General features: G+C 70.1%; 26 protein-coding genes. 16 read left to right on the plus strand and 10 right to left on the minus strand.

Annotated features, from left to right (window positions below):
- Window positions 1–15: 15 nt before the first annotated feature.
- Genes ACWZJV_RS06515 through ACWZJV_RS06525 form a run of 3 tightly spaced genes read right to left on the minus strand, consistent with a single transcriptional unit; the run spans window position 16 to window position 3,796 of the window.
- Entirely contained in the window at window positions 16–1,197 is a 1,182-nt protein-coding gene (locus tag ACWZJV_RS06515; protein ID WP_008363666.1) for an MFS transporter, read from the minus strand.
- A gap of 50 nt (window positions 1,198–1,247) precedes the next feature.
- On the minus strand, window positions 1,248–2,693 hold the full coding sequence (locus tag ACWZJV_RS06520; RefSeq protein ID WP_457180657.1) for a protein kinase domain-containing protein: 1,446 nt from the start codon (window positions 2,691–2,693) through the stop codon (window positions 1,248–1,250).
- An 8-nt stretch (window positions 2,694–2,701) separates the two neighbouring features.
- The gene (locus tag ACWZJV_RS06525; RefSeq protein WP_457180658.1) at window positions 2,702–3,796 is read right to left on the minus strand and encodes a hypothetical protein; all 1,095 of its coding nucleotides are present in this window, start codon (window positions 3,794–3,796) and stop codon (window positions 2,702–2,704) included.
- A gap of 76 nt (window positions 3,797–3,872) precedes the next feature.
- On the opposite strand from ACWZJV_RS06525, the gene ACWZJV_RS06530 reads away from it, so the two are divergent.
- The 3 genes from ACWZJV_RS06530 (at window position 3,873) to ACWZJV_RS06540 (ending at window position 7,169) form a co-directional block, all read left to right on the plus strand.
- Window positions 3,873–4,784, plus strand: coding sequence for an oxygenase MpaB family protein (locus tag ACWZJV_RS06530; RefSeq protein WP_008363660.1), 912 nt, complete (start codon window positions 3,873–3,875; stop codon window positions 4,782–4,784).
- An 86-nt stretch (window positions 4,785–4,870) separates the two neighbouring features.
- Window positions 4,871–6,493, plus strand: a complete 1,623-nt coding sequence (locus ACWZJV_RS06535) for an alkaline phosphatase D family protein (RefSeq protein WP_457180659.1) — start codon at window positions 4,871–4,873, stop codon at window positions 6,491–6,493.
- A 109-nt stretch (window positions 6,494–6,602) separates the two neighbouring features.
- On the plus strand, window positions 6,603–7,169 hold the full coding sequence (locus tag ACWZJV_RS06540) for a DUF6199 family natural product biosynthesis protein (RefSeq protein WP_457180660.1): 567 nt from the start codon (window positions 6,603–6,605) through the stop codon (window positions 7,167–7,169).
- Here ACWZJV_RS06540 and ACWZJV_RS06545 read toward each other — a convergent pair.
- Window positions 7,135–7,707 (minus strand): TetR/AcrR family transcriptional regulator, encoded by a 573-nt coding sequence (locus tag ACWZJV_RS06545; protein ID WP_457180661.1) that lies wholly within the window; start codon window positions 7,705–7,707, stop codon window positions 7,135–7,137. The two genes, ACWZJV_RS06540 and ACWZJV_RS06545, sit on opposite strands and share 35 nt — an antisense overlap.
- 77 nt (window positions 7,708–7,784) lie before the next feature.
- Here ACWZJV_RS06545 and ACWZJV_RS06550 point away from each other — a divergent pair, with 77 nt between their 5' ends.
- Window positions 7,785–8,804, plus strand: coding sequence for an alpha/beta fold hydrolase (locus ACWZJV_RS06550; protein WP_457180662.1), 1,020 nt, complete (start codon window positions 7,785–7,787; stop codon window positions 8,802–8,804).
- A gap of 11 nt (window positions 8,805–8,815) precedes the next feature.
- Here ACWZJV_RS06550 and ACWZJV_RS06555 read toward each other — a convergent pair whose 3' ends face one another.
- Window positions 8,816–9,271 (minus strand): hypothetical protein, encoded by a 456-nt coding sequence (locus ACWZJV_RS06555; RefSeq protein ID WP_457180663.1) that lies wholly within the window; start codon window positions 9,269–9,271, stop codon window positions 8,816–8,818.
- Between the two features lies 1 nt (window position 9,272).
- On the minus strand, window positions 9,273–9,710 hold the full coding sequence (locus ACWZJV_RS06560; protein ID WP_457180664.1) for a hypothetical protein: 438 nt from the start codon (window positions 9,708–9,710) through the stop codon (window positions 9,273–9,275).
- A 233-nt stretch (window positions 9,711–9,943) separates the two neighbouring features.
- Here ACWZJV_RS06560 and ACWZJV_RS06565 point away from each other — a divergent pair, with 233 nt between their 5' ends.
- From ACWZJV_RS06565 to ACWZJV_RS06595, 7 genes are all read left to right on the plus strand, one after another.
- Complete coding sequence (locus ACWZJV_RS06565) at window positions 9,944–10,252, plus strand: hypothetical protein (protein WP_328529447.1); 309 nt, start codon at window positions 9,944–9,946, stop codon at window positions 10,250–10,252.
- A complete protein-coding gene (locus ACWZJV_RS06570) occupies window positions 10,252–12,591 on the plus strand; it encodes a hypothetical protein (RefSeq protein WP_457180665.1) in 2,340 nt (779 codons plus the stop codon). The genes ACWZJV_RS06565 and ACWZJV_RS06570 overlap by 1 nt, the downstream gene beginning before the upstream one ends.
- 40 nt (window positions 12,592–12,631) lie before the next feature.
- A complete protein-coding gene (locus tag ACWZJV_RS06575; protein WP_457180666.1) occupies window positions 12,632–13,183 on the plus strand; it encodes a hypothetical protein in 552 nt (183 codons plus the stop codon).
- A 162-nt stretch (window positions 13,184–13,345) separates the two neighbouring features.
- Entirely contained in the window at window positions 13,346–13,675 is a 330-nt protein-coding gene (locus tag ACWZJV_RS06580; RefSeq protein WP_008363644.1) for a PadR family transcriptional regulator, read from the plus strand.
- Window positions 13,676–13,678: 3 nt separating this feature from the next.
- Window positions 13,679–14,050: a DUF1048 domain-containing protein gene (locus ACWZJV_RS06585; protein WP_040757338.1), complete on the plus strand. Its 372-nt coding sequence runs from the start codon at window positions 13,679–13,681 to the stop codon at window positions 14,048–14,050.
- On the plus strand, window positions 14,047–14,808 hold the full coding sequence (locus tag ACWZJV_RS06590; protein WP_196873285.1) for an ABC transporter ATP-binding protein: 762 nt from the start codon (window positions 14,047–14,049) through the stop codon (window positions 14,806–14,808). Before ACWZJV_RS06585 ends, ACWZJV_RS06590 begins: the two co-directional genes overlap by 4 nt.
- A complete protein-coding gene (locus ACWZJV_RS06595) occupies window positions 14,805–15,566 on the plus strand; it encodes an ABC transporter permease (protein WP_196873284.1) in 762 nt (253 codons plus the stop codon). Before ACWZJV_RS06590 ends, ACWZJV_RS06595 begins: the two co-directional genes overlap by 4 nt.
- 36 nt (window positions 15,567–15,602) lie before the next feature.
- Here ACWZJV_RS06595 and ACWZJV_RS06600 read toward each other — a convergent pair whose 3' ends face one another.
- The gene (locus ACWZJV_RS06600) at window positions 15,603–16,391 is read right to left on the minus strand and encodes a metallophosphoesterase family protein (protein WP_457180667.1); all 789 of its coding nucleotides are present in this window, start codon (window positions 16,389–16,391) and stop codon (window positions 15,603–15,605) included.
- A 36-nt stretch (window positions 16,392–16,427) separates the two neighbouring features.
- On the opposite strand from ACWZJV_RS06600, the gene cobU reads away from it, so the two are divergent.
- The gene (gene cobU / locus ACWZJV_RS06605) at window positions 16,428–16,967 is read left to right on the plus strand and encodes a bifunctional adenosylcobinamide kinase/adenosylcobinamide-phosphate guanylyltransferase (RefSeq protein ID WP_457180668.1); all 540 of its coding nucleotides are present in this window, start codon (window positions 16,428–16,430) and stop codon (window positions 16,965–16,967) included.
- A 144-nt stretch (window positions 16,968–17,111) separates the two neighbouring features.
- On the opposite strand, the gene cobS is transcribed toward cobU, so the two are convergent.
- Genes cobS through ACWZJV_RS06620 form a run of 3 tightly spaced genes read right to left on the minus strand, consistent with a single transcriptional unit; the run spans window position 17,112 to window position 19,704 of the window.
- Window positions 17,112–17,879, minus strand: coding sequence for an adenosylcobinamide-GDP ribazoletransferase (cobS, locus tag ACWZJV_RS06610; RefSeq protein WP_457180669.1), 768 nt, complete (start codon window positions 17,877–17,879; stop codon window positions 17,112–17,114).
- A complete protein-coding gene (gene cobT, locus ACWZJV_RS06615; protein WP_457180670.1) occupies window positions 17,879–18,928 on the minus strand; it encodes a nicotinate-nucleotide--dimethylbenzimidazole phosphoribosyltransferase in 1,050 nt (349 codons plus the stop codon). The genes cobS and cobT overlap by 1 nt, the downstream gene beginning before the upstream one ends.
- 32 nt (window positions 18,929–18,960) lie before the next feature.
- Window positions 18,961–19,704 (minus strand): IclR family transcriptional regulator, encoded by a 744-nt coding sequence (locus ACWZJV_RS06620; protein WP_457180671.1) that lies wholly within the window; start codon window positions 19,702–19,704, stop codon window positions 18,961–18,963.
- Between the two features lie 74 nt (window positions 19,705–19,778).
- Between ACWZJV_RS06620 and pcaH the strand changes: the two genes are divergently transcribed.
- From pcaH to pcaDC, 4 genes are read left to right on the plus strand one after another with little or no spacing between them, the layout of a single operon-like run.
- A complete protein-coding gene (gene pcaH, locus ACWZJV_RS06625) occupies window positions 19,779–20,555 on the plus strand; it encodes a protocatechuate 3,4-dioxygenase subunit beta (protein ID WP_457180672.1) in 777 nt (258 codons plus the stop codon).
- Window positions 20,552–21,103, plus strand: coding sequence for a protocatechuate 3,4-dioxygenase subunit alpha (gene pcaG, locus ACWZJV_RS06630; RefSeq protein WP_457180673.1), 552 nt, complete (start codon window positions 20,552–20,554; stop codon window positions 21,101–21,103). The genes pcaH and pcaG overlap by 4 nt, the downstream gene beginning before the upstream one ends.
- An 8-nt stretch (window positions 21,104–21,111) precedes the next feature.
- Entirely contained in the window at window positions 21,112–22,368 is a 1,257-nt protein-coding gene (locus tag ACWZJV_RS06635) for a lyase family protein (protein ID WP_457180674.1), read from the plus strand.
- Window positions 22,368–23,519 carry a bifunctional 3-oxoadipate enol-lactonase/4-carboxymuconolactone decarboxylase PcaDC gene (gene pcaDC / locus ACWZJV_RS06640; RefSeq protein ID WP_457180675.1) on the plus strand — a complete coding sequence of 384 codons (1,152 nt, stop codon included), beginning with the start codon at window positions 22,368–22,370 and terminating at the stop codon, window positions 23,517–23,519. Before ACWZJV_RS06635 ends, pcaDC begins: the two co-directional genes overlap by 1 nt.
- The last annotated feature ends 69 nt before the right edge of the window (window positions 23,520–23,588 follow it).

A 23,588-nucleotide genomic window follows, 5' to 3' on the forward strand; every position in this document is an offset into this window, starting at 1 on the left:
AAATTTTCGGCCGGATCAGCCGAGGTTCACCGCCTCGGAAGCGGGGCGGGTGGCGAAGCGGCGGGCCATCAGCGGGATCAGCACGGAGATCGCCAGCGGGATGACGAACATCGAGCGCTCGCCGAAGAGCTCGGCGACGCCGGCGATGAGGGAGGCGGCGGCGAGGTAGCCGGCGTAGTTGGCGAGATTGACCCGGGCGATCGCCTCCTCGGCGTTGTCCGGGGAGATGTGGGCGGCGGCGACGAAGGACTGCGGCGGGACCATCGCCAGGCTGCCGCCGAGGACGGCGAAGCCGACGGCGGCGACGCTCCAGTGCGGGGCGGCGACGATCAGCACCAGGGCGCCGACGCCGACGATCCCGCCGGTCCGGATCACCCGCTCGGGACCGAAGCGGGCGACGAGGCGGTCGCCAGGGAGCCGTACGACGAGGAGGACCAGCTGGTAGGCGGCGTAGATCGCCGGCCCGACCGCGGCGACGGCGCCCAGGCCGTCGACGACGTAGATCCCACCCCAGGCCGAGGCCGCGGAGTCGATGAACCACATCGCGAAGGTGGGCACCGCCACCAGGAGGAGGGGCAGCCACGGCAGCTGGGGCTTGGGGCGCTGCGTACTGCTGGTCCGGTGCTCGGCGGCGTCGACCGCCTCCGGCGGCAGCAGGAGGCGGAACGTGGCGGCGTTGGCGGCCAGGCCGATGAGCGCGATGGGGATCATGTCGAGACCCAGAGGTACGCCGAGGGCGATCGTCACGGTCGCGTAGACGGCGCCGAGGACGGCCGCCGCGCTCCACATCGCGTGGAAGCCGTTCATCAGCGGGCGGGCGTACGCGTCCTGGGTGGCCGTGCCCTGCATGTTCATCGACGCGTCGACGCCGCCGAGGAAGAAGCCGTAGACGCCGTTGAGAACCAGCAGGGTCGCCATCGTCGGCGCGAAGGCGGGCGCGACGGCGGCCAGGGACGCAACGGCAAGCATCAGCGACAGGGTTGCGGCGCTGCCGATCCTGGTCGCGAGGTGACCCGCGACGACGCTGCCCAGCGCCCCGATCGCGGTGGTGACGCCGAGCACGACGAAGACGTCGCCGGCGCTGAGATCGAGCTTGGTCGCGATCGACTCGAGCCGGGTGATCAGCGATGCGAAGGTCAGTCCCTGGATCGCGAAGGCGACGAAGACCGCCGTCCGGGCCAGCTGGAGTCGGGTCATGGACGCGAAGTCTGCACCCTCACGCCGGGTCGCGCACCCGTTTCCTCAGGTCAGTTGCCCTTGAGCAGCCCGTCGAGGATCTTCTCGCCGTCCCTGCTGTCGCCCTTGCCCAGGCTGTCGAACTCGTCGCGGAGCTGTTCCATCTCGCGCTTGGCGCTCTCGCCCTTCTCGACGAGGTCGCGGATGTCCTGGATCTGGTCCTCCCACTCCTGGGACTGGCCTTCGTCGATGACGTTCCAGCCCTCCAGGTTCTCCCGCCAGCGGTCCAGCCGGTCGAGCCGGTTGAGGGTCTTGTTGTCCGACGCGTCGGTGTTCTCGTCGGTGTTCTCGTCGGCGGAGTCGTCGGAGCCGGTGTCGGTGTTGTTGTCGGAGCCGCTTGAGTTGTCGGAGCTCTGGGACGGCTGGTCGGCCTCGGCCGGCGCGGGCTCGTACGCAGCCAGCCACGAGGCGGCGAAGAGGCACGCGATCACGAGCGCCGCGGCTCCGAGGAGACGGCCGGTCGGGAACCTCCGCAGCGACCCCGGACGCGGCCCGCGTACGGGCGGCGGGGCGTCGGGGCGGGGCAGGACGCCGGTGCGGGAGCCGGGCAGCGCCATCGGCTCATCAAGGGGCCGTTGCGGCATCGCCTGGGTCGGTCGCGGCGCCTGCCCGGAGCCCAGCAGGTCGGTGGCGTCGGGGTCGGCGCCGCTGAGCACATAGCCGAGCTCGTGCCCGACCTGGTCCATCGAGGGCCGGGCGGCCGGGTTCTTGTCGAGCATGCGGGTGACCAGCCGCGCCAGCGGTGCGGGCACCGAGCGGAAGTCGGTGATGCGCGGCACCGGGTCACTGAGGTGCATGTGCAGGATCTTCACCGGGTGCGGGGCGGCGTAGGGCACCTTGCCGGTGAGCATCTCGAAGAGCACGCAGCCCAGCGAGTAGACGTCTGCGGGCGGTCCGACCGGGTCGCCGGCGGCCTGCTCGGGCGAGAGGTAGGACGGGCTCCCGATGACGTGGCCGGTCTGGGTCAGCCCCGCGTCGACCCCCGTCATGGCGTACGCGATGCCGAAGTCGAGCACGGTCAGCCGGCCGTCGCCGTCGAACATGAGGTTGGCCGGCTTGATGTCGCGGTGCACCACACCGGCCCGGTGAGCGGCGCCGAGCGCACCGGCGACCTGGCGGGCGTACTCGACCGCCATGTCGACCGGCATCGCGCCGTGCTGCCGGATCGGCTCGGCCAGGGTCGGGCCGGGCAGCAGCTCCATCACCAGGAAGACGTCGTTGTCGTCGCTGCCCGCGTCGAAGATCTTGACCACGTCGTCATGGACGACCCGAGCCGTCGAGAGGGACTCCCGGCGGAACCGCTCGGCCATCGTCGGGTCGTCCACGTCGCGCAGCAGCTTCACCGCCACGTCGCGGTCGAGGACGGTGTCACGCGCCCGCCAGACCTCGCCCATGCCGCCGGCTCCGAGCAGGGCGAGGAGCCGGTAACGGCCGGCGATCGGGGGGTGCGCGTCCATGGCGGAAATTATGCCGGGGTCACCCAGGAGCTGAAGAGCGGGATGCCCTCCCAGGCTCCCCCGCGCGCGACCGCCACCACCGCGTGCGGACGGTCGAACCTCAGATCGACCTGCCGGACCTTCGTCTCGCGCGGCGCGGCGGCTGCCCGGACCATCATCCCGGTCACCGCGGCCGCCTCGAAACCCTCACGGTCGTAGGACGCGACCGCCTTCTGTACGCAGGCAGCCTCCGACTCCTCCTCGACCGCGGCCATCACGCCGCGGGCGATCTCGCCGACCCCCGGCGCGGCCGAGAGGTCATGGCGGTCCTCGGCGCTCCACTCCGGAAGGTGGCTGCACCAGCGGTCGAAGGGAGAGCCACCGAAGATCGTGACCTCGTCGACCGTCCAGGCGTGGCCACCGTCGTCATCGGGTTCGAAGGAGCGGTTGCGCACCTCGCCCGCGTCGATCCTCCGGACGACCTCGTCGGCGGCCCGCCACACGTCGTCGGCGGTGACGTCCGGCGCGGCGATCACGGAGTAGACCGAGATGCCGTCCTCGCTCGACGGGCAGGCGACCGCGACCGGGCCGGCGGCTTCGGTCTCCACCACCGCCTGGAAGCCGCCCTCGAGCAGGAGCAGCCCGTCGCCGCCGTCGTCGAGCGGCTCGCTCCAGCGCGGGGTCACCACCAGCGCCGAGGCCAGCACGAGCAGCGTCCGGGCTTCGATCTCGAGGGGGAACTCCTTGATCAGGCCGCGGGTGTTCTCCGCGGCCCACGCGTCGAGCCCGGCCTGCTCCGGGAGCGGGTCGAGCAGCACGGGCAGGCCCTTCGTGAGCTCGATCCCGGGGCGCAGCCAGCCGGCGACGGCGGCTCCGATCGTGGGATGGGGCGCCTCCAGCAGCGTCAGCGCGGCAGCCCGGGCGTCGGCACGGTTCAGCCCAAGAATCTCGCCGGTCTCGGTCTCCGACGCCGGCGCCAGCGAGGCGAGGAGCAGCCACAGACCTGCGTACGAGATCACCGGGGACTCGGCCGTGCCGAGCGCGGAGCGGGTGGTGGCGGCGTACGTCCGGACCGCCTCGGCGGCAGCGAGGGACAGGGGCGGCTGCGTTCCCGACTTCTCCATGCCGAAGACACTACGGGGAAGGCCACGACAAGTGACCCAGATCACGATACAGTTATGTATCGAGCGAGGAGGCACGATGCCCAAGCTGAATTGTCACAGGCGGGCGCGCACGGCCGGGTTGGACCCGGAGACCGAGTTCCAGGAGATCTCGAGGCGTCTGGGGCTCTACGAGTTCCCGTGGGACACGACTCAGGCGCTGAGCTTCGCGCTGTTCCGCACCTATGCGGTGCCCTCGATCGGCCGGCTGCTGGCCGACACCCACCAGTTCACCGAGCACACCCAGAAGCGCTACGACGACACCGCGCTGCTGCTGGAGGACGCGGCGATCGAGGACCTGGACAGCCCTCGCGGCCGGGCCGCGGTGCGGCGGATCAACCAGATGCACCGGATGTACGACATCTCCAACGACGACATGCGCTACGTCCTCTCGACGTTCGTGGTGATCCCGCGGCGCTGGAACCAGGAGTTCGGCTGGCGGCAGTCGACCTCCGACGAGCAGCTCGCGGCGCTGCGCTACTACCAGGCGCTCGGGAAGCGGATGGGGATCAAGGACATCCCGGCGACCTACGAGGAGTTCGAGCAGCTGCTCGACACCTACGAGGCCGAGCACTTCGGGTACGACGAGGGCGGCCGTGCCGTCGCCGACTCGACCCTCGAGCTGCTGACCACCTTCTACCCGCGCCCGCTGGCACCGCTCATCCGGATCTTCTCGCTGTCGCTGATGGAGCCGCATCTGCTCGAGGCGTTCGGCTATCCCGAGCCCGGGCGTCTCCCGCGGGCGCTGTCGCGCGGGGCGCTGAAGGCGCGGGCACGTGTGGTGGCTCTGCTGCCGGCACGACGGAAACCTGCGTACGTCCGGGACATGCCGCGCATCCGCAGCTATCCCCACGGGTTCGACACCGAGGCCCTCGGCACCTTCGCGCCGGGGTGTCCGGTGCACCGGACCGCCGATCAGACCTCCGAGCCCGTCGAGGGCACCAAGCCGTAGCCCACCCCTCCCCCGCACTTCACGAGGCCTTCACCAGGCACCGCTTCGCTGATGTCGATAACCCCCATATCGACAGGAGCACGTCCATGCCTGGCCCCAGCAACACTCCTGATCTCCGCGGCGCCCTTCGAGGCCTCGACCGCCGCCGCTTCCTGACCGTCTCGGCCGCCGCGACCGCGTTGGCGTTCACGACCGGCCTGCCGCGTACCGGCGCCTTCGCCGCCCCGGCCGGCTCTCCGTCCGCCATCACCTCGGACCCGTTCACCCTCGCCGTCGCGTCGGGCGACCCGCTGCCCGACTCGGTGCTGTTGTGGACCCGGCTCGCTCCCCTACCGCTGGAGCCCACCGGCGGGATGCCGCCCGCGCGCTTCGACGTCGCGTGGGAGGTGGCCCGCGACGCCGCCTTCACCCGGGTCGTACGCCGCGGCGCCGCTGCCGCGCACACGGAGTTCAACCACTCGGTGCACGCCGAGGTCCGCGGCCTGGACGCCGCGACCGAGTACTTCTACCGCTTCCGGGTCGGCCGGTGGATCAGCCCGGTCGGACGGACCCGGACCGCCCCGGCCGTGGGTGCCGCGGTGTCGTCGCTGACCTTCGCCCTCGCCTCGTGCCAGCGCTACGACCAGGGCTACTACACCGCGTACAAGCATCTTGCCGGTGAGGACGTGGACGCCGTCTTCCACCTGGGCGACTACCTCTACGAGTACGCCGTGAACGCCTCTGCCGGGACGCGCGCCTATACCCAGCCGCTGCCCGCACACCTCAACCACGAGACCGTCACGCTGGACGACTACCGGGCTCGCTACGGGCTCTACAAGTCCGACCCGGACCAGATCGCGGCCCACCTCGCGCACCCGTTCATCGTCACCTGGGACGACCACGAGACCGAGAACAACTACGCCGCCGACACCCCCGAGAACTCGGTGCCGCCCGAGGAGTTCCTGGTACGCCGCGCCGCCGCCTACCGGGCCTACTGGGAGAACCAGCCGCTGCGGCTCCCGCAGCAGCCGACCGGCCCCGACCTGAGGCTCTACCGGCGGCTGCAGTGGGGCCGGCTGGCCCAGTTCGACATCCTCGACACCCGGCAGTACCGCACCAACCAGGCCAACGGCGACGGCTGGAAGGTGCCGTCGGCGGAGTCCGAGGCGGAATCGATGACGCTGCCGGGGAACGAGCAGGAGCAGTGGCTGATCAACGGCTGGCGCCGCTCCGCGGCGACGTGGAACGTCGTCCCGCAGCAGGTCACCTTCTCGCGCCGCAACAACCCGTCCGGCGACGGCACCCGTTCGATGGACTCGTGGGACGGCTACCCCGCTTCGCGGCGCCGGATCCTCGAGGGCTGGAAGGCGTCCGAACAGTCGAACCTGATGGTGCTGACCGGTGACGTGCACGTCCACTACGGCCTCGACATCCACGACGACTTCGACGACCCGTCCTCGCGGATCATGGGCACCGAGATCGTGACGTCTTCGATCACGTCAGGCGGCAACGGCGCCGAGCACCCGGCCAACTGGGCCGCGTACCTGGAGCGCAACCCGCACATGAAGTTCTACAACGGCCTCCGTGGCTACACCACCATCTCGCTCGACGCGACCGGCGCGGAGATCACCTACAAGAACGTCCCGTACGTCAGCACGCCCGGCGCACCGCTGACCGTCGGTGGACGCTTCTTCACCGAGTCCGGCAGGCCCGGGCTGGTTCCGGCGTAGCGCCTGCCGGGACGGGTGCCGGACCACGCTCGTGGCGTATCCCGGGCGAACGAACTTTCATTCACCGCGTGCGCGGCCGGTGCCCGACTCGGGGTATACGTATCCCGTGATGCTGCTCGCGATCATCTTGGTTCTCGGGGCCGCGTGGTCCTTCTTCATCGCCGCCCGGCCGGAGGTCGGCTTCTTCCTCGAGGAAGGCTGGAAGTTCCGCGACGCGGAACCCTCCGACCTCTACCTCGGCGTGACCCGCTTCGGCTCGGCCGTCCTCGGTATCGCCCTCCTCCTCTTCGCCGCCATCTTCGCCTTCGGCGGCCCGGGCGGCGGTACGTCGGAGTCGGACGACTCCCCGACCGGAGCGGCGACCTCGGACCCCATGGCCGAAGGCTTCGCCCAAGCGCAGGAGAAGGAGGACGAGGCGGCTGCGCGCTCCAAGGAGGAGTGCCGGCGGCTGAAGCCGAAGTTCGAGCAGACGGTGAAGTGGAACGCCCAGGACAAGGTCGCCAACCCCGACGCCCTGCACGCCCTGGCCGGCAGCGAGGGCGCCTCGGTGGAGATCGAATCGCGCGCGAACGGCGAGGTGGTCACGGTGCGCGGCAGCGAAGCCGAGTACGCCGGCTCGTCCCGCGGCCGTGTCCTCTTCTTCATGACCTCAGTAGGCGCGACCTGTATGCCCTGATCGAGGCTTCGGCCTCCTCGGCGGTGATGTCACCGACGAGGACCCGCAGGGTGAGGCCGTCGGAGAGTGCGAGCAGCTCGATGGCGCGGGCTCGCGCCTCGGCCTCATCGAGACCGTCCGCCTCCTGGATGTGGCGAGTGCACTCCTCGACGCCCACCCGGGTCGCCTCGGCCAGGATCTGGCGTACGGCCGTGTGGGTCATCGCCTTGGCGACGTAGGCGTACCAGACGGTGACCCCGATGCGACCGGCCTCGGTGGCGGGGATCTGCTGGAGCAGGATGTGGAGGAGACGGTCGGCGGGCGGACGGTCGGCGGTCGCCTCGTACTCGATGACGGCGCGCTTGACGAGCAGGTCGATGCCGGCGACGACCAACGCGTCCTTGGTGCCGAAGTAGTGCTGTACGCGGCCCATCGAGACGCCGGCCCGGGCGGCGACGGTCCGCAGGCTGATGCCCTCGATCCCCTGCTCGGCGACGATCTGCCAGAGCCCGGCGACGATCTCGAACCGGCGCTGTTCGTGGTCGACGGCTCTTGGCATGACGCCCAGGCTAGCAATACAGTCGCATCGTAACGGTTTCAATGCGATCGCATCGTTATCGGGAACGAGGGGACGACATGGACGGGGACATCGAGCATGAGGACGTCGAACCGCACAGGAGACGCCGGCGCTGGCCGGTGGTCCTCCTCACCGCCATCGCGGTCATCTCGACGGGGTGCCTGGTGATGGTGCTCAGCACGAGCGGTCCCGGCGTCGGCCACTTCCGCACGCCAGCGGGACGCCAGGCCTACATCGAGGCGTACGACGCCGCCTTCGCCGCACTGCCGAAGCCGACCGAGACGCATGACGTCGAGACCACCTTCGGCACGGTCCGTGCGTACGCATGGCTGAACCCGAACCCGGTCGACGATGTCCCGGTCGTGCTGGTGCCGGGACGGGCCAGCGGCGTACCCATGTGGGGAGAGAACCTGCGGGACTTCGCCGAGCACCGCACCGTCTACGCGTTCGACGCGATCGGCGACAGCGGGCTCTCCGAGCAGACCCTTCCGCTGCGTGGCATGGACGACAACGCCCGCTGGGTCGAGGAGGCGCTGGACGGTCTCGAGCTCGACCGGATCCACCTGGTCGGTCACTCCCAAGGCGGAGGGCTCGCCGCGGCCGTCGCCGTGCGCTACCCGGATCGGCTGGCCAGCCTGACCCTGCTCGAGCCGATCATGACGTTCGGCATGCTGCCTGCCTGGGCGATCGGCTGGTCCGCGGTGGCCGTACTCCCGTTCCTGCCCGACTCCTGGCGCGACCACGCACTGAACCGGATCGGCGGCGTCGAGGACGACGAGGTCGACCCGGACGACCCGATGGCTCGAATGATCGCGGCCGGTACGGCGCACTTCGACTCCGGCAGCCTCCCGACGCCCTCACGGCTGACCGACGAGCAGTTGCGCGCTCTCCGGATGCCTGTCTACGTCGCCATCGCGAGCGACAAGTCGCTGGCCGGCGGCGAGGACGCGGCCGAGAAGGCCCGGCGGATCCCCGGCGCGACCGTCAAGGTCTGGCCGAAGACCACCCACTCCCTGCCCATGCAGGTCGCGGCCGAGCTCGACGCCGAGCTGGAGAGGTTCTGGGCCGACGTACGTTGACGGCGCCGCCGTCAGGGCGGCCCGGTCGTCGTGGACTCGTGCGGCGACGGCAGCTTCGAGATCGCGATGCTCAGCAGAACGACCGGGGCGATCATGATCAACGTGATCGCGAGCCAGAACCAGCCGCTGCTGAACAGCCCGCCCTCGTCCGCCTCGAACGCCATCACCGTGATCCCGATGCCGACGAAGACACCGACCCCGAGCCCGATCACCACCAAGGTCAGCGCCCAGATCCGCCGTTGAAGACCGTGAAGGATGCAGAAGATCCCGAACACGGTGACCGCGATCCCCGTGCAGGCGACAGCCAGCCCCGACTGCTCACCGCTGCTCAGGCGGGTGCCCTCGTCCTCGAGAACCATGCCGATGACCCGCAGACAGATGATCAGCGAGCCGACCGCGTACAGCAGCGCCAGCACCGACCCGACCACCAGTGTCGGCGGCCGCGCTTCCCGAGACTGAACGGCCACGTCAGGCCCACAGCCCGACGTACTCGATGAACATTCGCAACCCGCCGTTGAGCTCGGCGGCGTTCGTGATCGCGTTGACGATTCGTACGACCCAGAAGACGACCAGCGTGTAGCCGATCCCGAGCGCGATCCCCGAGACGGCGGCGCTGGTTCCGGCCGCCTTCGCCTGTCCCAGACCGACATGGCCGAGGACGACCGCGATGCCGATCGGGACGATCGAGGCGATCATCAACAGCCCGAGAATGACCCAGATGACCGGGCGGTCCTCGAATCGGTAGAGGGAGTTGTAGTAGCCCTGACTGACCTTCGGCATGCCGACGATCACCCGCACCAGGGCGACGACCCCCAGCACTCCCACTGCGAGCCCCAGCCCGGCCGGCCCGACCCATCGGCCGCTTCGCGGACTGCCAGCGACTGCCGCCTCGTTCAGCTGTGACATCGCGCCCTTCTTCACTCAGGTCGGATCGAGTTCGCCCCCAAGATCGACGGGCGCCGTCGTACGACGCGACACGCTATCTCAGACGGCGGCTGACGCCGGTGAGATCCGAGCGGACGTGCGGACACGGCGCGCAGCCGGTGCGTACAAGATTTTTCGACTATTTGTGTTTGAAACCCGGAATTTGGGGTAGGAGAGAGTTACCAATCGCTCCGAATGTCTTGGGGGATCCTTTCGTGAACGTCGAAATCGTGGCGCCGCAGGTGAAGACCGCGGCCAACTCCATCGGGACCGCGGCCGAGGCCGTCGCCGGTCTCGATCTCGAAGGCCCGATGGGCAAGGTCGCCTCCGCGCTTCCGGGAAGCACGTCCGCAGGCGCCGCGAACGGCCTCAAGACCGAGTGGAAGAGCGACAAGGACAAGTGGGTCAAGGACGCGCGTGACCACAAGACGACCACCGTCGCCGACGCCGACGCCATCGTGGAGGCAGACACCATCACGGCACAGCAGGCGCGCTACCGCGAAGCGATGATCGGAAGAGACTGATGGCCGTCACCTACGAGCAGCTGCAGAGCTGGAAGCCCGAAGAGCTCGACACCGCCGCGGACCAGCTCAACACCGCCCGCAAGAGCTTCCAGGACCAGCAGGACGAGATGGACGCGGGCAAGGTCCCCAGCACCTGGATCGGAGAGGCGGCGACACGTGCTGAGAACCGCCACCGCCGCCTGGTCGCCGACCTCAACGACATCGCCGCGCCGCTGTCCCAGGTCATCAACGCCCTCGACGAGGCCGCCGCCTCCATCAAGAAGGCCAAGGACAACGCCAAGCACGCCTACGACGACGCGATCGGCCGCGGCTGGAAGGTCACCTTCTCCGGCGGCGTACAGATCACCGATCCGACCCCGGACGAGAAGGACCCGGACAAGGACAAAGGCACGATGCAGCAGCTCGCTCAGAACATCCAGGATGCGCTGACCGACGCGGAATCTGCTGATGCCGACCTCACGGCGGTCCTCAACCACGCGACCAAGGGCGACTACGACGGCGGCGACGGCACGATCGAGCAGGCCAGCCTTCCGCCCGAGCTGCGCAACCTGCCCGAAGAAGAGCTCATCAACAAGATGCTCAGCGAGCCGGGCAAGTACGACGGTTACATCGACGCACTTCCGCCGGCCGCTCAGGAGCGGCTTGGCAAGGAGATCAGCGACCGGCTCGACAGCACGCTGAACGACGACGACTACAAGCTCAGCAAGGAAGAGGCCGACCGCCTCAACGCCATGCTGAGCGCGTACACCGACGACTCGACCGTCGCCGGCGGGCTCTACAAGGACCTCGGCGCGGACGGCACCGTCGCCAGCATGGCGAGGATCGAGGAATATCTGCGGATGCAGTCGCCGGATTCCGGCTCTCTCAACACACTCGCATCCAACCTCCGGAGCGGCCTCGCATCGGCCTCGAACGACCCCGGTTTCCCGGCCGAGAAGTTCGGCCACGACATCGTGAAGTACGCCGGCCCCTCAGGGGTCTATCTCTCCGATGACGAGCAGGACGCCCTTCGGGATCGCTACCCGAACTGGGGCGGCACGGGTGGTGCCTCGGTACTCACCTACCTGATGAAGGACCACAGCCTCAACGGTGACCTCGTGCTCGGGGCTGCCGAGGAGCTGGACCGCTTCGAGCAGGCGGACGGCCCGATGAACGCTCAGTACTGGTACGGGCACACCGGCCACAGCCCCCTCGACACCGGCAACGACGGTGGCTGGGGCGACGACCCGATGGCCGCCATCATGGGCAATCTCGGCGACCACCCCAAGCAGGGCCTGGAGTTCTTCACAGGCGAGCACGGATCCGAGCGCCAGGACTTCTACTTCGACAAGCGCACCTGGCAGGCCGACGGCTACGCCGGTATCTCGGAGCTGGCTGAGGGCATCGGCACCAGCCAGGAGCTTCTCGATACACACCCGAAGGAGACGACCGAGCTCGTCTCGAAGTTCTTCCACGACGTCACCGACAACGAGGGCTTCAATGCCGAGGACGCGAAGGCCGCCTCGCCTCACGTGGCGGAGCTGATGAAGTTCTACACCCCGGGGATCGACGCTGCGCTCCACAACCCCGACCACTCGGGCGAACCCGGCTCCGAGCCGTTCTCGCTCGATCACTACGGCAAGATGGATCCCTACCCGAAGTTCTACAAGGGCGACCTCGAGAACATGATGAAGGTCTCCATGAGCACGCAGGAAGGCATGACCAGCATCGCCGAGGGAGTGGGCACCTTCCAGCAGGCTCAGATCAACAACATCGCGGTCGAGCTGGCCAAGAACCCGGACGATCCGGGCCTACGTACCGAACTACGCGACGTCCTCGAGCGCGGTGGCCACCTGCAGGGCTTTGCGGAGCACGCCGTCGGCGAGGTCGAGATCGATGGTGCGAAGGACAGGGACGCGCAGCGTCAGGCCTTCATCGACCTGACGAGCGAGGTCGCGGGGATGATCCCGCTTCCGGGTGCGGAGCAGGTCGGCAACCTCGGCAGCCAGGTCATCGAGTACGGCGTCGGCCAGGCGATCGACCTCGGCACGGACGCGGCCGGCGAGAAGTTCGCCAACGAAGAGGCCGCTGCCACCGACGACGCCAACGTTCGCGCCTCCGAGGGCATCAACCGCGTCGAGCTCAAGGCACTCTTTGCGCTCGAGCAGGCAGGCGTCATCGACATCCCTGCCACCGACGAGACGTTCCACCGCAACGGGGAGGTCATCAAGCTGTCCGACGTCCCGCCAGACGACATGGATCGCTACGCTCACGAGGCGATGAACTACCTGAACGAGTATGTGACGAGCGGCGACTTCGAAGGGACGTACAAGGATGCCTTCTTGGAGTACTACAAGTAGGGCCTCGGCTCGCCTTGCGGCATTGCTGTGCGCTGCAACGGTGCTCATCACGGCCTGCGGCTCGGACCCGACCCTGCTGGACACTGATGCGCTTCCCGAGGTCGAGAAGACCTCGGACGGAAGCCAGGGCGTGCCCGGCACCGGTTGGTGTGACGAGCTGGCCTACTTGGAGAGCGCCAAGCTGTCGAACGCCGCGGACGGTACCGCCGGCGAGCAGTATTCACTCAAGGGCGGCGACCAGGTGGGCGCAACGGTGTTCGTTCCCGGTGGCAATTACCCGGATGCAGCGTCCATGCTCAGTGCGATCGAGGAAGTCGTCGCAGATTGCACGGCAGATGCTGAGAACGGCGACTACGGCGACGCGACATCGGAGCCAATCAGCGGCCTCCCCGACGGCGCAGTTGGATTCACGTTCACGAGTACGTCGTCAAGCCCTGTTGAGGTCGGCAGCGTTGCGTTCGCGGAGACAGATGACGGACGACTTGTCGGCGTCGGGGTGACGCACAGCGGGAGTGGTGAGGCATCCGTGGATGTGGCGGACCTCCTCTCCACGGCACTCGAGCGAGCAACCGAGGTGGACGGCAAGAACTGAGTCCATCTCAAGGCATCACCAGCGGCGCTGGTACGACGGTTGATCCCGTCGTACCAGCGCCGCTGGCATTTCCGCCGGAGACAAGGACTTGACCTTTCGTCACTACTCAGCGCTACTATGTACCAGTAGTCAGCAACACTGAGTAGTGGAAGGAGGTGCCCGATGGGCAAGCAGATGACCGAGATGCTCAAGGGGACGCTGGAGGGGATCGTGCTGGCGTTCCTGACCGGCAACCCGGCGTACGGATACGAGATCACGACCTGGCTGCGGAGCCAGGGGTTCACCGAGATCGCCGAGGGCACGGTCTACGCGCTGCTGGTCCGGATCGAGAAGAACGGGCTGGTGGACGTGGAGAAGCGGCCGTCCGAGAAGGGGCCGCCGCGGAAGGTCTACTCGCTCAACGCAGATGGCGAGAAGTACCTCGAAGAGTTCTGGACCACCTGGGGGTTCCTGGCCGAACGGCTGGAGAGCCTCCGTACGGAAGGGAAGTAGGACATGTCTATCCGATCGATGTTCGAGACCGTCGTCGGCGAGCTCGAGCTCAAGAAGCGCTGGCGGCAGCTCAAGGCCCGCAAGCAGCAGCTCCCCGAGAGCCACCGCAAGGCGCACGACGCGGTCGAGCGCTACCTGATGTACTCCGCCGGCATCGCCGACGGCACGATCCTGACGGCGATGGCCGAGGACCTCCTCGACCTCTTCGAGCAGGGCGCCGCCGACGGCACCCCGGTCAGCGCGATCGTCGGCGACAACCCCGTCGAGTTCGCCGAGGAGTTCGCGAGCAACTACTCCGAGGGCGCCTGGATCAAGAAGGAGCGCGCTCGGCTCACCGAAGCCATCGAGGCCATCAACAAGGAGGACGAGTCATGAGCGCGACAGCCGCGATCTCCGTACGGGGACTGGAGAAGTCCTACAAGGACAACCAGGTGCTGCGGGGCGTCGACTTCGAGGTGGCGCGAGGCTCGATCTTCGCGCTGCTCGGGTCCAACGGAGCCGGAAAGACCACGGCCGTACGCATCCTCTCGACGCTCCTGAAACCGGATGCCGGCGCGGCGCTGGTCGAGGGCGCCTCGGTTGTGGACGAGGCGCAGCGGGTGCGCGAGGCGATCTCGCTGACCGGCCAGTTCGCGGCGGTCGACGAGATCCTGACCGGGCGGGAGAACCTGGTTCTGGTCGCGAAGCTCCGCCACCTCCCCTCCCCCGGCGACATCGCCGACGGGCTGCTCGAGCGGTTCGACCTGGTCGAGGCGGGCGCCCGGAAGGTCGCGACGTACTCCGGCGGCATGCGGAGGCGGCTGGACATCGCGATGTCGCTGATCGGCTCGCCGTCGGTGATCTTCCTCGACGAGCCGACCACCGGGCTGGACCCGGAGGCGCGGCTGGAGGTGTGGAAGGTCGTCAAGGAGCTGACCGAGCAGGGCACGACCGTCCTGCTCACCACGCAGTACCTGGAGGAGGCCGAGCAGCTCGCCGACCGGATCGCCATCCTCCACGGCGGCACCATCATCGCCAACGGCACGCTCGCCGAGCTCAAGGCGATGCTGCCGCCGGCGAAGGTCGAGTACGTCGAGAAGCAGCCGTCGCTGGAAGAGATCTTCCTTTCGCTCACCGGAAAGAGGCAGTCATGAACAAGCACGCATTCGCCGATGCCAGCACGCTGCTGGGCCGCTCGCTGCGACACATCACCCGCAGCCCGGACACGATCATCACCACCGCGCTCACCCCGATCGCGATGATGCTGCTCTTCGTCTACGTGCTGGGCGGGGCGATCCGCACCGGCACCGACAACTACGTCAACTACGTGCTCCCCGGGATCATGATCATGGCGATCGCCTCGGGCATCGCGTACACCGCGCTCCGGCTCTTCACCGACATGAAGGGCGGGATCTTCGAGCGGTTCCAGTCGATGCCGATCGCCCGGTCGGCGGTGCTGTGGGCCCATGTCGGCACCTCGATGGTGGCCAACATGCTCACCCTGGTGATCATCCTGGGCGTCGCGTTCGTGATGGGGTTCCGCACCTCGGCGGGGCTGGGTGCCTGGCTCGCGGTCGCCGGGATCCTGGCGCTGCTCACCCTGGCGCTGACCTGGCTGGCCGTCATCCCCGGGCTGGCGGCGCAGACCATGGAGGGAGCCACCGGGTTCTCCTACCCGCTGATCTTCCTGCCGTTCATCAGCTCGGCGTTCGCGCCGACGGAGACGATGCCCGGTCCGGTGCGCGCCTTCGCCGAGAACCAGCCGGTGACCTCGATCGTCAACACCATCCAGGCGCTCTTCGCCGAGCAGCCGGTCGGTGACGACATCTGGGTGGCGCTGGCCTGGTGCGTGGGCATCCTGGTCGTCTCGTACGCCTTCGCCATGGCCGCCTACCGACGCAAGATCAGTTGAGCACGAGAAGAACCGCAAGAGCGGCGAAGAGCCGATCTACCGCCTCCGGTGGTAGGTCGGCTGCTCGCCGTTCCTGAGGTTGCCCCGGTAGAAGCCCGTGCGCAGCTCGTAGGTGTAGGCCTCGAGCTCGGGCATGCCGACCTCGGCCGCGTACGCGATCTCGGCCTCCACGTCATAGGGGACCCGGACCCACTGGATGCCGAACGGGGCCTCCTGGTCGCTGTCCATGACGCCCTCGAGGATGACGTAGACCGGGGTCGGGTCGCTCATGCAGTTGCCGACGCTGCCGGTGTTGAAGACGGTGCGCCGGTCGCGGTCGGTCTCGTAGTAGGGGTCGTGGGTGTCCGCGTAGCCGACGATGTCGGGCTCCGGGTTGTCGAAACCCGTGGCCTCGGTGTTCTGGAACAGGCCCAGGAACTCCTTCTCGTCGTGGTCGAACCTGACCCGGCGGTGGACGGTCTCCTCGGAGGCGTGGAAGAGCCTGACCCTTCGGCCGCTGATCCAGAAGTCGTGGTGGAACGGGAGCGTACGCAGCCACTCGGCCTGCTCCCATGCCTGCAGCCGCCACCACATCAGCCCGACCGACTCACGGCCGAAGTCGGGCTCGGGGGTGAGCAGGAAGTCCTCCCAGTTGCCGAGGATGTTGACCTCGCACCGCTCCCGGCAGAGCTCGGCGACCTCACGCCCTCGCGGGCCCTTGCCGACGTAGTCGCCGAGGTTGAAGATCCGGGTGATTCCTCGTGTCTCGATGTCCGCGAGGACGGCTTCCAGGGCGGTCAGGTTGCCGTGTACGTCCGAGATCAGCGCGATGCGCTCTGGGGTCATGGCCGCAGGCTATGCGATGGCTGGGAGACTGGCCGGGTGAGGATTCTGGTGACGGGTGGGGTGCGGTCGGGGAAGTCTCGGCACGCCGAGTCGCTGCTCGCTGCCGCGCCGTCGGTGGCGTACGTCGCGCCCGGGCCGACGCTCGAGGAGGAGCCGGATCCCGACTGGGCCGCACGGCTGGCTTCGCATCAGGCCCGGCGGCCGGAACGGTGGCGCACGGTCGAGTCGCGGGATCTCGCCGCAGCGCTGGCCGAGGGGCTGGCGGCGGGCGACGCCGTGATGGTCGACTGCCTGGGCACCTGGCTCACCGCCGTCATGGACGCGCGAGGCCTGTGGGAGGCCACCTCGGAGGAGGCCACGGCGGCGGTCTCGGCGCTGGTCGAGGAGGCGGCCGCCGTGCTCGGGGACCGGAACGGCGACGTGGTCCTGGTGACCAACGAGGTCGGGCTGGGGGTCGTGCCCGCCCACCGCTCGGGCCGTCTCTTCCGTGATCTGCTCGGGCTGGTCAACCAGCGGCTGGCGGCGGCCTGCGACGAGGTGCACCTCGTCATCGCCGGGCGGGTCCTGAAGCTCTAGCCGCCCCCGCTGGTCGAGCCGCCGGAGCCGCTAGGCGGAGGCGTGTCGAGACCAACACAGTCCCCTCGAGCGCGGACGGCACCGTGTTGGTCTCGACACGGATTCGCTCGTTCCTCACGAATCCGGCTCGACCAGCGGGGCGCGTCAGGCCAAGGCGACGAGAAGCGCTGCGAGCGCGGTCTCGACGGCCGCACCGAAGACGTCACCGGTCACTCCCCCGAACCGCTTGACCGCCCGCAGGATGACCGCGCCGACGACGACTGCCGCGACGGCGACCGCGAGGGCTCCGCGCCACCACGGCAGGCCGGCCCAGGCACCCGCGCCGGCGAGCGCGGCAGCGACGACGGTCCAGAGCAGGACGGTGACGATGGGCGGCAGGGTCTGGGTGAACGTACGCCCCAGCCCGTCCTCCCGCGCCGGCCTGATGCCGCGGGTGCAGCACAGTGCGAGCGCCGCGCGCGAGGCGCAGACGGCGACCGCCACGAGCACCGATGAGCGTACGAGCCCACCGTCCAGCAGCGAGGCCAGCGCCGCCACCTGGAGACCGAGGACGAGGACGATCGCGGTGACACCGGCCGGGCCGGAGGTGCCGGTCTTCATCACCGCCAGCGAGCGCTCGCGGTCGTAGGAGGCGGCCATGCCGTCGACCGTGTCGGCGAGGCCGTCGAGGTGGAACGCCCGGTTGCCGGCGACCACGGCGCCGATCGCGAGCAGCGCGGTGACCAGGTGCGGTAGCGCGGCGAGCTGTCCCAGCAGTGCGATAGCGCCGGCACCCAGTGCCAGCGGCAGCGCAGCCAGCGGCGCGACCGCCATCGCCACCGCGGCACGGCGGCGGTCGACGAGCTCGGGAGGGGGCACGGGCATCGCGGTCAGCGTGCCGACCGCGAGACGCCAGGCGTCCCGCACGAGCATCAGGCAGGCTCTCCCGGAGCGAGCTCGGAGAGCAGGGCGACGTCGCGCAGCAGGGCGACGGCGCTGCGTACGACCGGCACCGCGGCGACGGCGCCGGAGCCCTCGCCGAGCCGCAGGTCGAGGTCGAGCAGCGGCACCAGGCCGAGCTTCTCCAGGGCCATCGACTGGGCCGGCTCGGTGGAGCGGTGGCCGGCGGCGAACCAGGCCGCGGCGCCGGGCTCGATCCGGTCCGCGGTGAGGGCGCAGGCGACGCTCATCAGGCCGTCGAGAAGGACCGGGACGCCCTGACGGGCGGCCTCGAGGAGGTAGCCTGTGGTCGCGGCGAGGTCGGCGCTGCCGAGGGCGGCGAGGGTCTGGACCGGGTCGGCGGCGCGCTCCCCGGCGCGGGTGAGGGCCGCAGTGATGACGTCGGTCTTGGTCCGCAGCGCCTCGTCGTCGATGCCGGTGCCGCGACCGGTGACCTCGCTCGCGGGCAGGCCGAGCCCGGCGGCCACCATCGCGGCCGCGGGCGTGGTGTTGCCGATGCCCATGTCGCCGCTGATCAGCAGCTGCGCGCCGGCCGCGATCTCCTCGCGGGCCACGGCGGCGCCCGCCTCCAGCGCGGCGGTGGTCTCCTCGGCGGTCAGCGCATCCTCGAGGTGGATGGCGCCGCTCCCCCGCCGGATCTTGTGCGCGGTCAGCGTCTCACGGGTCGCCGCATCGAGGTCCTCGAACTCCTCGTCGACACCGAGGTCGAGCACCCGGACCTGCACACCGTGCGCCTTCGCGAGCGCGCTGACCCCGGCCCGGCCGCCCAGGAACGTACGCACCATCGCGCCCGTGATCGCCGGCGGGAACGCGGAGACCCCGTGCTGGGCGACGCCGTGGTCACCGGCGAAGATCACCAGGCGTACGTTGTCGACCGGTCGCGGCGGCACCTCGCCCTGGCACGCCGCCGCCCAGACCGCCAGCTCGCCCAGGCGGCCCAGGGCACCCGGCGGCGTCGCGAGGGCTCCCAGGCGCTCGGCGGCGGCGCGGCGTACGTCTTCGTTCGGGGTCTGGATCGTCACCAGCGCAAGGTACCCCACCCCGCTCAGCGGCTTCATCCGAGTCCGCGGGAGACGCCCTGGGCGGCGACCTTCAGCGCGGAGACGAGGCGGAGCCGGTTGCGGCGGAGGTCGGAGACGACGATGCCGAGGGAGCCCACGACTCCGGACGAGGTGGTGATCGGGACCGCGACCGAGCAGGCGCCGAGAGTCATCTCCTCGGCGGTGGTGGCATAGCCCTCGGCGAGCACCCGGTCGAGCTGGCGGCGCAGCAGGCCGGGCGTGGTGATGGTGTGGCGGGTGAACGGCTTGAGCGGGGCGGACAGCACCCGGTTGCGTACGTCCTCGGGCGCATGGGCCAGGAGGACCTTGCCGACACCGGTGGAGTACATCGGCAGGCGGGAGCCGACGGAGGAGACGATGGGTACGTTGCGGGTGCCGCGCAGCGTCTCGAGATAGAGGACGTGGTCGTCCTCGCGCACGGCCAGGTGGACCGTCTCCAGGGTCGCGCCGTAGAGGTCGTGGAGGAACGGCGCCGCGACCGAGCGCAGGTCGGTGGCGACCGGGGCGAGCAGGCCGGCGTCCCACAGCCGCCGGCCGACGGCGTAGGTGCCGTCCTCCTCCCGCACCAGGGCGCCCCAGTCGACCAGCTCGGCGACCAGGCGGTGGGCGGTCGGGAGCGAGACCTCGGCTCGGGTCGCGAGCTCGCTCAGCGTCAGCCGCCGGTGGGACGCGTCGAAGGCGCCGATGAGACCGAGGACGCGCGAGGCGACCGTCCGCCCTCCGCTGCCACCTGCCATTCGCCGCCCACCTACTTTCGCTCAGCGGAAGTCCGCGCTTTCATCGTACGTCTCCCCCACCTAGCGTTCGGAATGTGACAGCGCCCACCAGGAAACAACCAGTCGAGACCCAGGCGGACCTCTCGGCCGAGATCGCCAAGATCGAGGCGGACGCAGCGGGCCAGAACGTACGTCAGCCGCTGCTGGACTACCCGCCCTACCGGTCCAGCATGCTGCGCCACCCCACCAAGGACCCGCGCCATGCCGACCCCGAGACCATCGAGCTGTGGACGCCGTGCTTCGGCCACACCGACGTGGACCCGCTCGAGGCCGACCTGACCATCGCCGGCAGCGGCGAGCCGATCGGCGAGCGGATCACGGTGAGCGGCCGGGTCCTCGACGGCGAGGGCCGCCCCGTACGGAACCAGCTCGTCGAGATCTGGCAGGCCAACTCCGCCGGCCGCTACATCCACAAGCACGAGCAGCACCCGGCACCGCTCGACCCCAACTTCACCGGCGTGGGCCGCTGCATCACCGACTCCGAGGGGCGCTACCGGTTCCAGACGATCAAGCCCGGCCCCTACCCGTGGGGCAACCACATCAACGCCTGGCGTCCGGCGCACATCCACTTCTCGCTCTTCGGGCGGGCGTTCACGCAGCGGCTGATCACGCAGATGTACTTCCCCAGCGACCCGCTCTTCGCGCTCGACCCGATCTACCAGTCGATCACCTCGCAGAAGGACCGGGACGCGCTGGTGGCGAGGTACGACCACGACCTCACCATCCCCGAGTACTCGATGGGCTACAGCTGGGACATCGTCCTGACCGGCCCGAGCCGCACCTGGACCGAGCCCGAGGAGGGCGACCTGTGACCACCTCTCCGCTCCCGACGCCGGGCCAGACGATCGGCCCCTTCTTCGGCTACGCGCTCCCCTACGAGGGCGACGCCGACCTGGTCCCGCCGGGCAGCCCGGGCTCGATCCGGCTGCACGGCTGGGTCTACGACGGCGCCGGCAACCCCATCCCCGACGCGCTCCTCGAGATCTGGCAGACCGACGCCGAGGGCAACGTGCCACAGGCCGAGGGGTCGCTGCACCGCGACGGCTGGACCTTCACCGGCTGGGGCCGCGCCGACACCGACCTGAACGGTCACTACACCTTCTCGACGGTGCTCCCGGGTCCGTCCGCGGAAGGGGCGGCGCCGTTCTTCGCCCTCACCGTCTTCGCCCGTGGCCTGCTCGACAAGCTGCAGACCCGGATCTACCTGCCCGAGCACCCCGCCAACGCCGGCGACCCCCTGCTGGTGTCGCTGTCCGAGGACGAGCGTGCGACGCTGGTGGCCACTGCGGACGCAACCGGGTTGCGGTTCGACATCCACCTCCAGGGCGACCGCGAGACCACCTTTCTCAACTACGGCTGAGGAGTCGAATGTCGCTGCTGTGGCCAGGCGAGGAGCGCGCCGGGGATCTCTTCTCCGAGGCGGCCTATCTCGCCGCGATGGTTCGGGTCGAGGAGGCCTGGCTGGCCGCGACCGCGTCCTCGGGGATCGCCCCCGAGGAGGCGCGTACGCCGCTGGCCGGTCTCGTCGCCTCGGACGATGTGCCGGGTCTCGCCGAGGGTGCCGAGGCCGGCGGCAACCCGGTCATCGGCCTGGTGAAGCTGCTGCGTGGCCGGCTCGACGGCGAGGCCGCCCGATGGCTCCACAAGGGCCTGACCAGCCAGGACGTCGTCGACACCGCGCTCGTGCTCTGCCTGCGCGACGTGCTCGACCGGGTCGAGGACGAGCTCGCGGCGCAGGCCGCCTCGTTGGTGGGTCTTGCCCGGGAGCACCGCGCCACCGTGATGTCGGGCCGCACCCTGACCCAGCACGCGGTGCCGGTCACCTTCGGCCTCAAGGCCGCGACCTGGCTCGCCGGCCTGGCCGATGCCGCCGAGGCGCTCCGTCGCGCGCGGACGTCGCTGCCCGCCCAGATCGGCGGCGCGGCCGGCACCCTGGCCGCGGTCGTCGGGCTGGCCCGGCTCCGGGGTCTGGCCGACCCGGTCGGCGCGGCGCAGATCGCGGCCGACGCCACGGCGACCGCCCTCGGACTGACCCCGCGGGTGCCCTGGCACACCACCCGTGCCCCGCTGACCGCAGCCGGCGACGCGCTGGTGACCGCGGCCGACGCCTGGGGCCGGATCGCCACCGACATCACCCTGCTCACGCGCCCCGAGATCGGCGAGCTCGCCGAGCCGGCGGGCGAGGGGCGCGGCGGCTCCTCGACGATGCCGCACAAGTCCAACCCGGTGCTCTCGGTCCTCGTCCGCCGCCACGCGCTCGCCGCTCCCCCGCTGGCCGCGACGCTCCACACCGCCGCGGCGAGCTACGTCGACGAGCGTCCCGACGGCGCCTGGCACGTCGAGTGGGAGACTCTGCAGACCCTGGCCCGTCGCAGCGTCGTCGCCGGCTCGCAGACCACCGAGCTGCTCGCCGGGCTCCGCGTCGACGCCGCTCGGATGCGCGCCACCGCCGAGGCCGCGGGTGCGGACCTGCTGGCCGAGCAGCGGTCGCTGACCGGGTTCGTCGGGGGCGAGATCCTGGCCGGCTCCGAGGCAGCCGCAGGTCTCGACGACTATCTCGGGGCCACCGACGCCCTCATCGACTCCGCGGTCGCCCGCGCCCACGAACTCTGGAAGGACCTGTGATGACGCCGAGGATCACCCCTGTCGAGCTGGCCGGAGACCCGAGCAAGCCGGTGCTGGTCGTCGGCCCGTCCCTGGGCACCTCGGTCACCGCGCTCTGGTCCGCCACGGCCGAGCTGCTCGCGGACCGCTTCCACGTCATCGGCTGGGAGCTCCCGGGCCACGGCCACGGTGCGCCGACCACCGACGCGTTCTCGATGGCCGACCTCGCCGCCGGCGTGCTCGCCTGTGTGGACCGGGTCCTCACCGACCGCGGTGAGCGCCACGGCACGTTCGCCTACGCCGGCGACTCGGTCGGCGGGGCGGTCGGCCTCCAGCTCCTGCTCGACGCGCCCGCCCGGGTGAGCGCCGCCGTGCTCACCAACACCGGCGCCAAGATCGGCGAGCCCGACGGCTGGAACGACCGCGCCACGACCGTACGCAGCGCCGGCACCGCCTCCCAGATCGCCGGTTCCACCCAACGCTGGTTCTCCCCCGGCTTCCTCGAGCGCGAGCCCGCGCGGGGCGGCGCCCTGCTCCACTCGCTGCGCGACGCCGACGCGGAGAGCTACGCGCTCGTGTGTGATGCGCTGGCGGCGTACGACGTGCGCGGGCGGCTCGCCGAGATCACCGCGCCGGTCCTGGCGATCGCGGGGGTCGACGACGCCCCGACGCCGCCGGCTTCGCTCGAGGAGATCGCCGTCGGGGTGCGCAACGGGCGGCTCGTCACCCTCGACGCCGTCGGTCACCTCGCCCCCGCCGAGGCACCGCACGCCGTCTCCAGCCTGATCACCGCCCACGTGACCGCGGCCGACCCGGCCTACGCGGCCGGGATGAACGTACGCCGCCAGGTGCTCGGCGACGCCCACGTCGACCGCGCCACCGCCGCGATCACCGACATCAACCGCGACTACCAGGACCTCATCACCCGCTATGCCTGGGGCACGATCTGGACCCGTCCCGGCCTCGCCCGCCGGGACCGCTCGATCGGCGTGCTCACCGCCCTGGTCGCGGGGCGCCACTTCGAGGAGCTCGAGTTCCACCTCCGCGCCGCCCTCACCAACGGGCTCACCCGTGAGGAGATCGTCGAGGTGCTCCTGCAGACCTCGATCTACGTCGGCGTACCCGCCGCCAACACCGCATTCGCCGTCGCCAACCGGGTGCTGAACGAATGACCGTCTCGCCGGCGCTCGCGGCTCGACCTGCGTAGAAACCAGGTGCCGGCGGCGTACGTCCCGGTTAAC

The organism is Nocardioides sp. WG-D5, assembly GCF_054031175.1.

What these genes read in the sequence shown, in the direction of transcription:
- ACWZJV_RS06515 (WP_008363666.1), bottom strand. Translation starts at nt 1,197, where the DNA reads ATGACCCGACTCCAGCTGGCCCGGACGGCGGTCTTCGTCGCCTTCGCG.
- ACWZJV_RS06520 (WP_457180657.1), bottom strand. Translation starts at nt 2,693, where the DNA reads ATGGACGCGCACCCCCCGATCGCCGGCCGTTACCGGCTCCTCGCCCTG.
- ACWZJV_RS06525 (WP_457180658.1), bottom strand. Translation starts at nt 3,796, where the DNA reads ATGGAGAAGTCGGGAACGCAGCCGCCCCTGTCCCTCGCTGCCGCCGAG.
- ACWZJV_RS06530 (WP_008363660.1), top strand. Translation starts at nt 3,873, where the DNA reads ATGCCCAAGCTGAATTGTCACAGGCGGGCGCGCACGGCCGGGTTGGAC.
- ACWZJV_RS06535 (WP_457180659.1), top strand. Translation starts at nt 4,871, where the DNA reads ATGCCTGGCCCCAGCAACACTCCTGATCTCCGCGGCGCCCTTCGAGGC.
- ACWZJV_RS06540 (WP_457180660.1), top strand. Translation starts at nt 6,603, where the DNA reads ATGCTGCTCGCGATCATCTTGGTTCTCGGGGCCGCGTGGTCCTTCTTC.
- ACWZJV_RS06545 (WP_457180661.1), bottom strand. Translation starts at nt 7,707, where the DNA reads ATGCCAAGAGCCGTCGACCACGAACAGCGCCGGTTCGAGATCGTCGCC.
- ACWZJV_RS06550 (WP_457180662.1), top strand. Translation starts at nt 7,785, where the DNA reads ATGGACGGGGACATCGAGCATGAGGACGTCGAACCGCACAGGAGACGC.
- ACWZJV_RS06560 (WP_457180664.1), bottom strand. Translation starts at nt 9,710, where the DNA reads ATGTCACAGCTGAACGAGGCGGCAGTCGCTGGCAGTCCGCGAAGCGGC.
- ACWZJV_RS06570 (WP_457180665.1), top strand. Translation starts at nt 10,252, where the DNA reads ATGGCCGTCACCTACGAGCAGCTGCAGAGCTGGAAGCCCGAAGAGCTC.
- ACWZJV_RS06580 (WP_008363644.1), top strand. Translation starts at nt 13,346, where the DNA reads ATGGGCAAGCAGATGACCGAGATGCTCAAGGGGACGCTGGAGGGGATC.
- ACWZJV_RS06585 (WP_040757338.1), top strand. Translation starts at nt 13,679, where the DNA reads ATGTCTATCCGATCGATGTTCGAGACCGTCGTCGGCGAGCTCGAGCTC.
- ACWZJV_RS06590 (WP_196873285.1), top strand. Translation starts at nt 14,047, where the DNA reads ATGAGCGCGACAGCCGCGATCTCCGTACGGGGACTGGAGAAGTCCTAC.
- ACWZJV_RS06595 (WP_196873284.1), top strand. Translation starts at nt 14,805, where the DNA reads ATGAACAAGCACGCATTCGCCGATGCCAGCACGCTGCTGGGCCGCTCG.
- ACWZJV_RS06600 (WP_457180667.1), bottom strand. Translation starts at nt 16,391, where the DNA reads ATGACCCCAGAGCGCATCGCGCTGATCTCGGACGTACACGGCAACCTG.
- cobS (WP_457180669.1), bottom strand. Translation starts at nt 17,879, where the DNA reads ATGCTCGTGCGGGACGCCTGGCGTCTCGCGGTCGGCACGCTGACCGCG.
- ACWZJV_RS06620 (WP_457180671.1), bottom strand. Translation starts at nt 19,704, where the DNA reads ATGGCAGGTGGCAGCGGAGGGCGGACGGTCGCCTCGCGCGTCCTCGGT.
- ACWZJV_RS06635 (WP_457180674.1), top strand. Translation starts at nt 21,112, where the DNA reads ATGTCGCTGCTGTGGCCAGGCGAGGAGCGCGCCGGGGATCTCTTCTCC.
- pcaDC (WP_457180675.1), top strand. Translation starts at nt 22,368, where the DNA reads ATGACGCCGAGGATCACCCCTGTCGAGCTGGCCGGAGACCCGAGCAAG.